This is a genomic window from Streptococcus sp. SCPM-O-B-15294 (M123) (genome assembly GCF_058200455.1).
On sequence record NZ_JBYQGU010000006.1, the window covers coordinates 38,642 to 52,695 of the forward strand.

Below are 14,054 nucleotides of genomic sequence, written 5' to 3' on the forward strand. Positions count from 1 at the left end.
GTATTCTTATGAAGAGAGAACAGATATGAAAAAGTTTTGGCGGGGATTGCAATGGGTAAAAAAATAGGAAAATCAGTCTTTACAACGGGTGTCGCTGCGACAACCCTCTTTTCAGGTTTGGCTGGACATAAGACGCAAGCGGAGGAGATCACTCAGAAGGATGCTGCTGATCAGCAGTCGACGGATATGACTGGAATGGATACAAGTTTTATGGATGTGAATATCTTAAATGAACAGTTGTTAAAAGCTGAAAAAAGAGTAGAAGACCAACGTTTGCGCTTGAATCAGGCTCAATCTGAATACAATGTAGCCAAGTCTGGTCTTGAAGCTGCTGAAGCGAACTTACAGAATACTGAATCAAGGATTCAAAACTCCAATCAAAGCACTATTGGCAAAACTGAAAATGAAGTTGCGGTTGCTGAAGCAGTTGTTACTTTAGAAGAAGAGAAGGTACGCCAAGCAACAGAAGCCGATCGCCAAGTCCGTTCTGCCATCAAGAATCAAGAGAATAAAATCGCTGCCCAACAATTACTTGTAGATATTGCAGGTAATGAATTGAGAAAAGCCAAACAACCCATCCAGAACGATGAGACAGTATTAGTCAACGCACAACAAAAAGAGGAGCAGGCGCAAAACGAATTAAAAATAGCTCAAGCATTAGTAGTTAATCTGACAGAAACTCATGCCAATGTGCCCCAGGTCTTAAAGCAGGTTTCCACTGAGATTGCTGGCGCACAGGAGAAAATTGAGCGACTAGCCCATCAAATTTCCCTAAAAGAAGTGGAGTTAGAACAGGTACGTGAAGCGGCAATGCTAAGTCCTATCAATCTTCAACAGGCAAGCTATGAGGGTTTGCTTCAAGAGTGGGCCAAGGTGGGTGACCAAGGCGCTGTCGAAGCCTTGTCTCTTTATCGCCGTACGAGTGAAGAGGATCAGCTGGCAGGTGGAAAGGTCACTAGATTAGATAATGTCTTAAAAGCGTTAGAAATCGTAGATACGATTAATCAGTACCGTCGCCAGGCTGGTTTAGAGGAGCTCTTGGTGGCTCCTTATCAACTACCTGCTAGTCAACTTCAAACAGAGTATTATGTAAACCATCGAAAAGCCTTGTCCAGTTACCAAGAGAATGAGAATGTTGCTTGGGGCTATCGACCTAGAGAAGCGGTTGCCTTCTGGTATAGTGAAAAAGACCACTATCGTCAATTAGCCAAGCAATTCAATTTACCGACGGCAGAAAGTCAGCTAGATCCTAGACAGATCTTCAGAAAAGTGGGACCGGAGCTATTTGCTAAGGTTGGCCACTATCTCCACATGATGGGGAATCAATACAAGGCCATTTCAGTAGCCTATGATCCAGATTTAGAAGTATCTCAAGCAGCTTTCTTTGAAGAAGGTAGTTCGCTTTATACCAGTGAAGAACTGACCAAGTGGATGAGAAAAGTTGCCAATGCAAGGACGACAAAAGCAGATGTGAAGGCTGTAAAAAATACATTGGAGAGCCTAAAGGTCGAAAAGATTAATCAAGAATCCCGCATCAATATCCTTTCTGGGCATTTATTCGATGTCAAGAATTCTCTTGCAAGTCATGAGCAACTATTGGCGCGTGCACAACGTAACCTTGCTTCAGCGATGAAGAAATGGCAGGCTGCGTCGACAGAAGTTAAGGAAGCGGAAAACTCACTGGCAGTATCACGAGCTCGAATACAAGGTAGTATTAGCCCGAAAGAAGAAGCCTTGAAAAATGTTATTCTAGCATTAGAAGAAGATAAAAAGCAATTAGAAGATTTACAGAATGCAGCGAAAGAAACTGCATCTAAGCTTGAAGGAGCACAAGCCCAACTTCAAATCGCTCAAAAACAATTAACGCAAGCCAAAGGTCACCTAAAACTGTTTACCAATTCATCTGAACTGCTAGTTGATGCCCAAGCCTTAGTGGCTTCCGCAAAAACTGAACTCGAAGAGAAAAAAGTAGAATTTGAAACAGCCTTTGCAAGTTTTATGGCTTACCAAAAAGAAGCTAGTGAGTTTAGGAGTCGGATTGAGAAAATTCAGTCAAATGAGGATGAAAATAAATCTGCAGTAGCAGGAGAGGAAGAAGCTACTGATCAGGCTCAAGTTTCGTTACTGGCATCTACTCAATCAGAAGAACACTTACAAGTCAAAGATGATCTTAAGAAAGCTACTGGAAAAGACGAACACAAAAGTAAAAAGGGATTATCCAAATGGTTCCGAGTGCTTGGGTTTAAAAAAGATGAATAGTTGTTAAAGTGAGAGTGGGACAGAAATCGGTAATTCGATAGAATTCGATTTCGTCGTCCCACCCCCGCACAGTTGAGTAGGGCTGTAAAAACTGATGAAATCAGCGTAGTAGAGCCCACTCAACCACTGCGTCTTGCTTAATAATCCAAAGACAATTGAGAGGCTAGGACTTTTGTCCCAGCCTCTTTTTGTATAATCTAGCAGTTATAAAAATAGGATAAAAACTATACAAGCGAGTAGGTAAAGCAGTTCTTCCAAAACAGTAGTATAATACTATCCTAATGTTTTATCCTTTATAACCCTACCATTCAACCAGAGAATAGTAGGGTAAAAATTATCTGTATAAAGAATGAGTATAGTTCTATGAGTAAAATAAGAAGGTTCTCAAATTATTTGCTATTCAAAACTTTCTATGTTATAATTTTCACAAAGGAAGAAAAAGTGTCGATACAAAATATGCCGTTATTATCAGTTTTTTAGGCAAAAATATGTGGGAACCTGACTGAAGTGTTCATTTTGAAAATAGGCCTTAAAATAAAATAAATATCTCATTCAGGAGCTCTCTTTACCTATATAAACTGGAAGAATGGTTGACTTACACTTATGCATAAGGTTTTTCATCCTTTTTATTTATAATACTATCCTAATGGAGATTATTGATATGGATAAAAAATATAGATATGTAACTCGGGCTATCTTGGCCTCTGCTGTAGCAGTTCCAGTTTTTGCTGCGTCAAACGTTCAGGCTGAAAACTATAACTGGAATACCAGTCGCTATGCCTATAGCTACTATACTCCTAGCTATAGTAATTATGGCTATAATAATTACAACTATCATTATAACTACGGCTATAATAATTATGATTATTACTATGGTTATAACAATTACGGCTATTACTATGGTTACAACAATTATAACTATAATAATTATGATTATAACTACGGCTATAACTACGGTTATAACAACTGGAACAACTACTATGGCTACAACAATCTCACACGTGATGAAAATTACATCTACTGGAATGGCAATCACTACTATCGCATGAGTGATGGAACTTACCGGATCTACCGAAATGGCCAGTGGCAGCCGTTGACCAATCGTAATAACTCTAGAAATAATCTAGCAAACGATCCTCACTACCTTTATGAGAATGGTTACCATTACTATTTATTAGAGAATGGGGATTACTATTACTATCAAAATGGTAAATGGGTATTTGTGAAGAATTCTAGCGAAACAGAAAATCCTGTAACGCCGGATACTCCGACACCTACTCCAACACCAACTCCTACCCCGAATCCAACTCCAACACCGGAGGAACCAAACCCATCTGATAAACCAGAACAACCGGTGGAACCAACGGAACCAACTACACCAGAAGAACCTGGAAACTTGGTCTTCCCTGAAAATCCGCCATTTGTAGGAGCAGATGGTGAATTTGATCCATTCACCCCAACTCCTGAGACCCCAGCTGAGCCGAAGCCAGAAGTGCCGGTTCAACCAGAAGTACCTGGAAATGACGGATTGGTAACAACTGACCAGCCAAGTGAAAACCAAATTCCACCATACGTTGAGACACCAGCAGAAGGATTGGAACACCTTCCTTGGGCGCCAAATGGTCGTGTACCTAAGCTAGTCTACCCACCTGGTAAACCTGGATCAGCTGCTTTGCGTAACGATAAGAACTATTACTTTGATGGGACGACTCATTACTACTATGTTCCATCTGATACAGAGGCTACAGGATATTCAGCATACTGGAAGTGGATTGATGATAAATGGAAACTTCAAGGAATGACAGATCCAAATGACCCTGTCGTCGATCCAAAATTCCACGAAGATGCAAAAGATGACGAGTACGCTTATAGCGATCGTGACTCAAGTGTAAAACTATACTCCACCAATGTAGTAGAAACAGTCAAAGCCGGCCAACCGTTACCGTTCAAAAACGTCGAAGAATTTAAGAAATATGTCATTGAAAAAATGAATCCTAAGTTCATTGACAACGCGGGTTGGGATTGTAAAGTAGAGTGGGAAATTGAAGATCCTGAACTCTTTGAACAATCAAAAGAGAATCCTTGGGCGAAAGACTATGTTTTGATTGCTAACTTGAAGAGTGGTGTAGACGAAAAAGACTACAAAGATGTTGAATTTGGTTATGTGAAATTCGTCTTCCGTGTAGAAGCAACTGACGACACCAACTATATTTCTTTAGATAAGGCCAAAGAAGCATTTGCTAAAATTAATGAACTGAGAAAAGCTCAAGGCTTGAAAGAGTTGACTTGGTCTGATGATATCTACAACAATCTTTCTCTTCCAAAAGCAAACCAAATCTCAAGACAATATGATAGCACTGGATTTGTGGCTCGTCGTGAAGAAGACCCAGCAACTGTAGCAACGAAATGGTTCAACAGTGGCTTGCGTGAATTGTTACTAGATCCAAACGCAACTGAAGGAGCTGTAGCAGCAGTTGTAAATGGAGATGGATACTATTACTGGGCTTATAATTATAAATAATGTCTATTCTGGATAAACATTCCCAGATTGCTTACATGACATAAAAGAAGAGAGTGGGACAGAAATCGGTAATTCGTAAGAATTCGATTTCGTTGTCCCACCTCCGCACAGTTGAGTAGGGCTGTAAAAGCTGATGAAATCAGCGTAGTAGAGCCCACTCAACCACTGCGTCTTGCTCGATAATCCAAAGACAATTGAGAGGCTAGGACTTTTGTCCCAGCCTCATTTTTGTTCTGTCAGAAACTGATGCAGAGTTTAAGGGGGGATGGAGGAATTGTTCAAGCGTTAAGTAGCTAGATTTAAAGAGAGAATGATGTCTGATTTTGAAGAAAGTGATAGAAAATGAAAGAAAATGATATTTAGTGCTTGACTTTGAAAGATAAGAGAGTATAATAGTCCTTGTAATCGTTTCCGAAAGGAGGTTATATGTTAAAATCTGAACGAAAACATATCATTTTAGAAAAGGTTATCAAAGAGCGAATCGTCTCTATTGAGGATTTGGTTCAAGAGTTAAACTCTTCAGAATCAACGGTTCGGCGCGATTTAGATGAATTAGAAGCTGAGAATAAACTAAGACGGATTCACGGTGGGGCTGAAAGTCTTCATTCCTTGCAAGAAGAAGAAAGCAATATAGATAAAGCAATCAAAAACGTGCAAGAAAAATCTGCTATTGCAAAGAAAGCAGCAGAATTGATCAAAGATTTTGAAGTTGTCTTTATTGATGCAGGAACCACCAATGAATTATTAGTCCATGAATTGGCCAATCCAACCGTTACAGTTGTGACCAATTCCATTCACCATGCAGCGAGTTTAGTGGAGAGAGATATTCCGACGGTCATCATCGGAGGAATGGTCAAAACTTCGACTGACGCTAGCATCGGAGGGATGGCCTTGAATCAAATCGGTCAGTTAAGTTTCGATCGAGCTTTCATTGGGATGAATGGCGTCGACATAGAGTCGTACAGCACACCGGATCTTGAAGAAGGAGCCGTCAAACGGGCCATTTTAGAGAATGCAAAGAATACTTACATTCTTCTAGACTCGTCAAAACTTGGGCGGACATCTTTTGTTAAGGTAGCTCCGGTGAAGAGAGCAACCATCATTACCAATGCTTCAGATACGGAGATCCTTTCTAAATTAAAAGAAAAAACGGAGGTTATTGAGGTTTGATTTATACAGTTACATTAAATCCAGCGATTGATTACATCGTCCGTCTCGATCATGTAGAGACAGGAGCGGTCAATCGGATGGCTTCGGAAGATAAATTCGCCGGTGGTAAGGGAATCAATGTCAGTCGTGTCTTGAAACGTCTCGATATCGAGAACACAGCGACTGGATTTATCGGTGGCTTCACTGGACGCTTCATCGAAGACGTACTGACTAGCGAAGCTATTTCAACCAACTTTGTGACAGTGGACCAAGATACACGGATCAATGTCAAGATCAAGGCCGATGAGGAAACAGAAATCAATGGGAATGGCCCAGAAGTAACAGAAGCGCAGTTGCAAGAATTGCTCAGTATCCTCTCAAGCTTAACAGCAGATGATGTGGTAGTTTTTGCAGGATCTGCCCCATCTTCACTTGGAAATGTCATTTACAAAGAATTAATCGCAGCAACACGTGCGACAGGTGCGCAAGTGGTTTGTGATTTTGAAGGGCAAACCTTGATTGATTCCTTGGAGTTCAATCCCCAATTGGTCAAACCAAACAACCATGAATTGGGAGATATCTTTGGAGTTACCTTAACGGAATTGCCAGAAATTGAACGCTATGCCAAAGAAATCTTGGCCAAAGGAGCACAAAACGTCATTATTTCCATGGCGGGTGATGGTGCTCTCCTTGTCAGTCCAAGTGGCACTTACTTCGCAAAACCAATCAAGGGTCAAGTGAAGAATTCTGTCGGCGCTGGAGATTCCATGGTGGCAGGTTTCACTGGGAAGCTTGCAACGACGGGAGATGTCATCGAAGCCTTCAAATGGGGCGTGGCTTGTGGCACAGCAACCACCTTCTCAGATGATTTGGCGACAGCTGACTATATTAAAGAAACTTATGAAAAAGTAGAGGTAGAAAAACTATGAAAATTCAAGACGTTTTAAATAAAAACGTGATGTTGTTTGACCTTCAGGCAACAGATAAAGAGGGTGTAATCAATGAAATGGTCCAATCGCTCCTTGACAATGGTGTGGTGACAGATTTTGACACCTTCAAGGCTGGAATCATGAACCGTGAAGCACAAACTTCAACTGGTTTGGGTGACGGAATTGCTATGCCCCACAGCAAAAATGAAGCTGTCAAAGAAGCAACGGTCTTGTTTGCAAAATCAAACAGGGGTGTTGACTATGCATCGCTTGATGGACAACCAACAGACTTGTTCTTCATGATCGCAGCTCCAGAAGGAGCAAACGACACTCACTTGGCAGCCCTTGCTGAATTGTCTAAGTACTTGATGAAACCAGGATTTGCGGACAAACTTCGCCAAGCTAGCACTCCTGATCAAGTAATCGCAGCCTTTGATGCAGAAGAGCAAGAAGCTGCAGCTGAAGAAGCGAAAAAAGCAGAAGCGGTCAAAGAAGCAGCTTCATCTGACAAACCTCTCATCGTTGCCGTTACAGCATGTACAACAGGTATCGCCCACACTTACATGGCAGAAGAAGCCCTCATCAAAAAAGGGGAAGAAATGGGTGTTACAGTCCGCGTTGAAACAAACGGTGCATCAGGTGTCGGCAACCGCTTGACAGCTGAAGAAATCGCAAAAGCTGAAGGGGTCATCATTGCTGCAGATAAGGCAGTTGAAACCGCTCGTTTCGATGGCAAAAAATTGATCTCTAAACCAGTCGCAGCTGGTATCCGTCAGACAGAAGAATTGATCCAAACCATCTTGGATGGCAAAGCAGAAGTCTTCCACGCTGAAAATGCTGCACAAGCTAGCGTAAGCCAAGAAAAATTGAGCTTGGGTGGAGCCTTCTACAAACACTTGATGAGTGGGGTTTCTCAAATGCTTCCATTCGTTATCGGTGGTGGTATCTTGATCGCCCTTGCCTTCTTGATCGACCAAATTCTTGGGGTGCCTCAAGATCAATTGTCTCAACTTGGTTCATACCATGAATTAGCAGCTCAATTCAAAACAATCGGTGGTGCAGCCTTTGGCTTCATGCTTCCTGTACTTGCAGGTTACATCGGATTCTCAATCGCTGAAAAACCTGGTTTTGTAGCAGGGTTTATCGCTGGATCTATTGCTAGCTCAGGATCAGCATTTGGTAATATTGCCTACGGCGCTGCTAAAGGTGAGTTGCCAGGAGCAGTATCATCTGGTTTCCTTGGTGCCTTAGTTGGTGGTTTCCTTGCAGGTGGAGTGATTCTTGTTCTTCGTAAAGCTCTTGCAGGTCTTCCACGTTCTCTTGATGGTATCCGTTCAATCCTTCTCTTGCCATTACTTGGTGTTGGTTTGACAGGATTCTTGATGTTCCTCATCAATATTCCAATGGCTGCTATCAATACTGGTCTTAACGACTTCCTTTCAAGCTTGTCAGGTAGCTCAGCTGTCCTTCTTGGACTTCTCGTCGGCGGTATGATGGCTGTCGATATGGGTGGGCCAGTTAACAAAGCTGCTTATGTCTTCGCTACAGGTACACTTGCTGAATCTGTTGCTTCAGGTGGTTCTATTGTTATGGCAGCCGTTATGGCAGCTGGTATGGTTCCTCCCTTGGCAGTATTCGTGGCAACAGTTTTGTTCAAAGATAAATTCACACAAGAAGAACGCGATTCTGGTTTGACAAACATCGTTATGGGTCTTTCCTTCATCACAGAAGGTGCCATTCCATTCGGTGCAGCTGACCCAGCTCGTGCCATCCCTAGCTTCATTGCAGGTTCAGCCTTGACAGGTGCCCTTGTTGGTCTTGCAGGCTTGAAACTCATGGCTCCTCACGGAGGAATCTTCGTTATCGCCCTTACTTCAAATCCACTTCTTTACATCTTGTTCGTATTGATCGGTGCGGTTGTAAGTGGTATCTTGTTCGGATTGCTTCGCAAACCTAAAAACTAACCATGATTAAAAGGTTGGGATTTTCCCAGCCTTTTTTCTTCTCTCACTGAGAGAAAACAGTGTGAAAAGACATGGTTCTGCAATAGAATCTTGTTTTAATTTATGGTATAATTTTCATAACGCTTATTTTTAGGAGAACAAGTATGGATATCCAACGTGAAAAAGAATTCGTCAGCCAGTATCATTATGATGCTCGTAACTTTGAATGGGAAAAAGAAAATGGAACTCCCGAGACAAAAGTAGACGTCAACTTTCAATTGATTCAACGCGATACAGAGTTAAAGACAACCTCTTTAATCGTTATTTTGACCTATATGATTGTCTTTGATGGCTTTGTCATCAGCGGAACCATTACCCAAATCAACCACATTCACAATCGTTTGGTCAGCGAGCCAAGTGAGTTTAGCAAAGAAGAAGTGGAAGAACTAGCTCGTCCTTGCTTGAATATGCTGAATCGTTTGACCTATGAGGTAACTGAAATCGCCCTCGATTTACCAGGGATTAATTTGGAGTTTTAATGCATGAAATTAGCAGTCATCACAGATTCTTCTGCCTATCTATCAGATGAATCAAGAGGACACGATAATTTATTTGTCCTAGATATTCCAGTTGTCATTGATGGAGTATCTTACGTAGAAGGTAAAAATCTGACGGCAGAAGAGTTCTATCAAAAGATGGAAGCTTCTTCTGAACTTCCGAAAACGAGCCAACCTAGTATCGCGGAATTAGAAGAACTCTTACCGCAACTAGAGGCTAAAGGCTATACACATGTTTTAGGGATTTTCCTTTCTTCTGGTATTTCTGGTTTCTATCAGAATATCCAGTATATGAAAGATGAATTCCCAAATCTTACGATAGCTTTTCCAGATTCTAAGATTACCAGCGCCCCTCTTGGGTGGATGGCTGAAGAAGCCGTTAAATGGGCTGATGAAGGCCGTTCTTTTGATGAAATTCTAGCCAACATCCAGACACAAATCGATGGGACTTCTGCTTACATCATGGTTGATGATCTCAATCACTTGGTTAAAGGGGGTCGTCTCTCCAATGGAGCGGCGATTCTAGGGAATCTCCTCAGCATCAAGCCCATCCTCTATTTTAACGAGGAAGGTGTGATCGAGGTATACGAGAAAGTCCGTACTGAGAAAAAAGCCATCAAACGCTTAGCTGAGATTGTCAAAGAAGGAACTGCAGATAAAGACTATCAGATCATTATCATCCATGGGAATGCACTAGATAAAGCAGAAACGCTTCGCGATATTCTTCATCAAGACGGTTTTGCTGGTGAGATTCCATTTGCGACCTTTGGCAGTGTCATTGGTACGCACTTAGGAAATCACAGTGTTGCTATCAGTTTTGTACCGAAAGTATAAGGAGAAAACATGCCAATTAAAGTAGTGATTGCAGGTTTTAAAGGGAGAATGGGCCAAGCGGCTTATCACATGGTGTTAGAAGACCCCGAGCTTGAACTAGTTGGCTTGATTGATCCCCATGCGTCTGAAAACGAGCTGGCAGGTGTTCCAGTCTTTCAAGAAAAAGAAGGGGTTTTGTCGCTGGATGCGGATGTGTGGATTGACTTCACCATCCCTAAAGTGGCGTATGAACATACCCGCTTTGCTTTGGAGCATGGACTAGCGCCTGTTGTTGGGACTACTGGATTTACAACAGAAGAAATCACTGACTTGATTGAATTGTCTCGTGAGAAGAATCTTGGAGGCCTCATCGCGCCAAACTTTGCTGTAGGAGCCGTCTTGCTCATGCAATTTGCAGTGCAGGCAGCTAAGTATTTCCCGAATGTAGAGATCATCGAGTTGCATCATGATAAGAAGAAGGATGCACCGAGTGGGACTGCTGTGAAGACAGCTGAGCTGATCAGCCAGGTCCGTCAACCACAAGAGCAGGGAGCGCCAGATGAAGAAGAGAGTCTTCCAGGTGCTCGCGGTGCCAACTACCAAGGCATGCACATCCATTCGGTTCGCTTGCCTGGTCTGGTAGCCCATCAAGAAGTGATTTTCGGTAGTCAAGGAGAAGGATTGACCTTACGCCACGATTCCTACGATCGGGTGTCCTTCATGACAGGGGTCAATCTAGGAGTAAAAGAAGTGGTCAAGCGTCATGAGCTTGTCTATGGTTTAGAACATCTATTATGAGATTAAAAAAACTGCCTTCTGAATTTCAGGAGGCTTTGCCAATATTAGAAAAGATTCGAAAAGCTGGATATGAAGCTTATTTTGTCGGGGGCTCTGTACGGGATGCCATTTTAGGTCGTCCCATCCACGATGTCGATATTGCTTCCTCCTCTTACCCAGAAGAGACCAAGGCGATTTTTGAGCGAACCATTGATGTTGGGATTGAACACGGGACGGTTCTGGTTCTTGAAAATCATCAAGAATATGAAATTACCACTTTTCGAACAGAGGATGTCTACGTCGATTTTCGCAGACCAAGTGCGGTTAATTTTGTCCGTTCCTTGGAGGAAGATCTCAAGCGCCGCGATTTCACCGTCAATGCCTTTGCCTTGAGTGAAGAAGGGGAAATCATTGATCTCTTCAACGGCATGGAAGATTTGGAGAATCGGGTTTTACGGGCTGTAGGTGTAGCGACAGAACGCTTTAACGAAGATGCCCTTCGGATCATGCGTGGTTTTCGCTTTCAGGCCAGTCTTGGTTTTGATCTAGAAGAAGCAACCTTTAAGGCCATGACAGATTGCGCTCCCTTGCTGGAGAAAATCTCTGTTGAGCGAGTCTTTATTGAGTTGGATAAGCTCCTCTTAGCTCCTTTTTGGCGCAAGGGCTTAGAAGGTGTGATTGCTAGCAAAAGCTATCAGTACCTTCCTCTCTTACAAAATAGCCAATCGTCACTAGAGAAACTATTCCAGCTGTCCATGGATTATACCTTTACGAGTTCTGAGCAAGCTTGGGCTGCTTTACTCTTGACCCTAGACGAGAATAAGGTCTCTGCTTTCTTCAAGAAATGGAAAACCTCTCGTGACTTCGCTAAGAAGGTGGAGCAGTTGGTTGAAATCTACCGGTTGCGTGAAAAGGCTAGTTTAAATCGTCGGGATGTCTATCGCTATGACCGTAGTCTTCTCTTGTCAGCGGAAGAACTGCGTCAGGGTCATGGATTGCCTGTAGATTTCCAAGTCATCGAAGAATTGTATGATTTTCTAGCTATCCATGATAAGCACGAAATCGTGGTCAACGGTGGGATGTTGATGAAGGAATACGGCTTAAAACCAGGTCCAAGTTTAGGACAAGTGCTTTCTGCCATTGAGTGGGCCATTGTAGATGGTGAATTAGAGAATGACAAACAAGCGATTGGTGATTTTTTGAGCAGTTATCTTGAAGCCAAGAAGGGAGAAGCATGAGCGATTTTATTGTTGAAAAACTAACCAAGTCTGTCGGGGATAAGACGGTCTTTAAAGATATTTCTTTTATCATTCATGAGCTGGATCGAATTGGACTAATCGGGGTTAATGGGACAGGGAAAACGACTCTCTTAGATGTTTTGTCGGGTCGTGCAGGCTATGACGGAGATCGTTCCCCTTTTTCTGCAAAAAATGACTATAAGATTGGTTATCTAACCCAAGAACCTCAATTTGATGATAATAAGACGGTCCTTGATACAGTCTTGTCAGAAGATGTGAAAGAGCTCCAATTGATTCGCCAGTATGAATTGTTGACGAGCCAGTACGATGAGAGTCAGCAAGCGAAACTAGAAAAAGTCATGGCGGAGATGGACTCTCTCAATGCTTGGGAAATCGAAAGCCAGGTCAAAACAGTACTGACCAAGCTGGGGATTCAGGATTTATCTGCTAAGGTTGGTAGCTTGTCTGGTGGCCTGCGTCGCCGTGTCCAGCTAGCACAGGTTCTCTTGGCAGACCATGATTTGTTGCTGTTAGATGAGCCGACCAACCATTTGGATATTGATACCATCGAATGGTTGACCAATTTCTTGAAGAACTCTAAGAAAACCGTACTTTTCATCACCCATGACCGTTATTTCTTGGACAATATTTCAACTCGTATTTTCGAATTGGATCGTGGCGGTCTAATCGAATACCAAGGAAATTATCAGGATTATGTCCGCTTAAAAGCTGAGCAGGACGAACGGGACGCGGCTCTTCTTCACAAGAAGCAGCAGCTCTATAAGCAAGAATTAACCTGGATGCGTCGCCAACCGCAGGCGCGTGCTACTAAGCAACAGGCGCGGATCAATCGTTTCCACGACCTCAAAAAGGACCTATCTCACCAGACGACGGAAACAGATCTAGAAATGTCCTTTGAAACCAGTCGAATCGGTAAGAAAGTCATCGAATTTCAAGATGTCGATTTCGCCTATGATCAAGGACCGATTCTGCAGCGGTTTAATCTATTGGTTCAAAACAAAGATCGGATTGGTATTGTAGGAGATAATGGAGTTGGGAAGTCAACCTTGCTCAACCTCATTGCTGGGAAACTTCAACCAACTGCTGGGAAGGTCATTATTGGAGAAACGGTAAGGATTGCCTACTTCTCGCAACAGATAGAAGGCTTGGACGATAGCAAGCGGATGATCAACTTTCTGCAGGAAGTGGCGGAAGAAGTCAAGACCAGCGCAGGATCTACCTCAATCGCTGAATTGCTGGAGCAGTTTCTCTTCCCTCGTTCGACCCACGGCACCTTGATTGAGAAACTATCCGGTGGTGAGAAGAAACGCTTGTATCTCTTGAAGCTCCTCATTGAAAAACCAAATGTCTTGCTCTTGGATGAGCCTACCAATGATTTGGATATCGCGACCTTGACAGTGTTAGAGAACTTCCTCCAAGGCTTTGGTGGACCAGTCATCACCGTTAGCCACGATCGCTATTTCCTAGACAAGGTTGCTTCTAAGATTCTAGCTTTTGAAAATGGTAGCATTCGTGAGTTTTTCGGCAACTATACCGACTATCTAGATGAGAAGAAGTTTGAGCTAGAAATGGTTGCCGAAAGCAGCAAGCCTGAAAAAGAAAAGGTAGTCAAAGTTCGAGAAGAAAAGAAACGGATGAGCTACCAGGAAAAGCAGGAGTGGGCGGCCATTGAAAGTGAGATTGAAGAGATCGAAAACAAGATTGCAACCATCGAGGCTGAAATGAATGAGAATGGTTCTGACTTTGGTAAGTTGGCCAGTCTCCAGCGTCAGATGGATGAAGAAAACGAGCGGCTCTTAGCCAAGTACGAACGGTATGAGTACTTGAGTGAGTTGGCAGAAAACTAA

Annotated in this window: 10 protein-coding genes; all 10 read left to right on the forward strand. The window is 42.7% G+C overall.

The genetic code is table 11. The features are described from left to right. The first annotated feature begins 51 nt into the window (after positions 1-51). The 10 genes from AC3E8G_RS05425 (at position 52) to AC3E8G_RS05470 (ending at position 14,054) form a co-directional block, all read left to right on the forward strand. Entirely contained in the window at positions 52-2,259 is a 2,208-nt protein-coding gene (locus AC3E8G_RS05425; protein WP_490677196.1) for a coiled-coil domain-containing protein, read from the forward strand. Between the two features lie 661 nt (positions 2,260-2,920). Then, positions 2,921-4,780, forward strand: a complete 1,860-nt coding sequence (locus AC3E8G_RS05430; protein WP_490677197.1) for a CAP domain-containing protein — start codon at positions 2,921-2,923, stop codon at positions 4,778-4,780. 426 nt (positions 4,781-5,206) lie between these two features. Continuing rightward, positions 5,207-5,950, forward strand: coding sequence for a DeoR/GlpR family DNA-binding transcription regulator (locus tag AC3E8G_RS05435; RefSeq protein WP_490677198.1), 744 nt, complete (start codon positions 5,207-5,209; stop codon positions 5,948-5,950). Beyond that, on the forward strand, positions 5,947-6,858 hold the full coding sequence (gene pfkB, locus AC3E8G_RS05440; protein WP_414285908.1) for a 1-phosphofructokinase: 912 nt from the start codon (positions 5,947-5,949) through the stop codon (positions 6,856-6,858). The genes AC3E8G_RS05435 and pfkB overlap by 4 nt, the downstream gene beginning before the upstream one ends. Then, a complete protein-coding gene (locus AC3E8G_RS05445; protein ID WP_414285909.1) occupies positions 6,855-8,822 on the forward strand; it encodes a PTS fructose transporter subunit IIABC in 1,968 nt (655 codons plus the stop codon). The genes pfkB and AC3E8G_RS05445 overlap by 4 nt, the downstream gene beginning before the upstream one ends. Before the next feature lie 143 nt (positions 8,823-8,965). After that, positions 8,966-9,340 carry a DUF1149 family protein gene (locus AC3E8G_RS05450; RefSeq protein WP_006596301.1) on the forward strand — a complete coding sequence of 125 codons (375 nt, stop codon included), beginning with the start codon at positions 8,966-8,968 and terminating at the stop codon, positions 9,338-9,340. Between the two features lie 3 nt (positions 9,341-9,343). After that, positions 9,344-10,192, forward strand: a complete 849-nt coding sequence (locus AC3E8G_RS05455) for a DegV family protein (RefSeq protein WP_195549881.1) — start codon at positions 9,344-9,346, stop codon at positions 10,190-10,192. A gap of 9 nt (positions 10,193-10,201) precedes the next feature. Next, on the forward strand, positions 10,202-10,969 hold the full coding sequence (gene dapB, locus AC3E8G_RS05460) for a 4-hydroxy-tetrahydrodipicolinate reductase (protein WP_414285910.1): 768 nt from the start codon (positions 10,202-10,204) through the stop codon (positions 10,967-10,969). Beyond that, positions 10,966-12,186, forward strand: a complete 1,221-nt coding sequence (locus tag AC3E8G_RS05465; RefSeq protein WP_414285911.1) for a CCA tRNA nucleotidyltransferase — start codon at positions 10,966-10,968, stop codon at positions 12,184-12,186. The genes dapB and AC3E8G_RS05465 overlap by 4 nt, the downstream gene beginning before the upstream one ends. Further along, on the forward strand, positions 12,183-14,054 hold the full coding sequence (locus AC3E8G_RS05470; protein ID WP_490677199.1) for an ABC-F family ATP-binding cassette domain-containing protein: 1,872 nt from the start codon (positions 12,183-12,185) through the stop codon (positions 14,052-14,054). Before AC3E8G_RS05465 ends, AC3E8G_RS05470 begins: the two co-directional genes overlap by 4 nt.

What these genes read in the sequence shown, in the direction of transcription:
- AC3E8G_RS05430 (WP_490677197.1), top strand. Translation starts at nt 2,921, where the DNA reads ATGGATAAAAAATATAGATATGTAACTCGGGCTATCTTGGCCTCTGCT.
- AC3E8G_RS05470 (WP_490677199.1), top strand. Translation starts at nt 12,183, where the DNA reads ATGAGCGATTTTATTGTTGAAAAACTAACCAAGTCTGTCGGGGATAAG.
- AC3E8G_RS05425 (WP_490677196.1), top strand. Translation starts at nt 52, where the DNA reads ATGGGTAAAAAAATAGGAAAATCAGTCTTTACAACGGGTGTCGCTGCG.
- dapB (WP_414285910.1), top strand. Translation starts at nt 10,202, where the DNA reads ATGCCAATTAAAGTAGTGATTGCAGGTTTTAAAGGGAGAATGGGCCAA.
- AC3E8G_RS05455 (WP_195549881.1), top strand. Translation starts at nt 9,344, where the DNA reads ATGAAATTAGCAGTCATCACAGATTCTTCTGCCTATCTATCAGATGAA.
- AC3E8G_RS05465 (WP_414285911.1), top strand. Translation starts at nt 10,966, where the DNA reads ATGAGATTAAAAAAACTGCCTTCTGAATTTCAGGAGGCTTTGCCAATA.
- AC3E8G_RS05450 (WP_006596301.1), top strand. Translation starts at nt 8,966, where the DNA reads ATGGATATCCAACGTGAAAAAGAATTCGTCAGCCAGTATCATTATGAT.
- AC3E8G_RS05445 (WP_414285909.1), top strand. Translation starts at nt 6,855, where the DNA reads ATGAAAATTCAAGACGTTTTAAATAAAAACGTGATGTTGTTTGACCTT.
- AC3E8G_RS05435 (WP_490677198.1), top strand. Translation starts at nt 5,207, where the DNA reads ATGTTAAAATCTGAACGAAAACATATCATTTTAGAAAAGGTTATCAAA.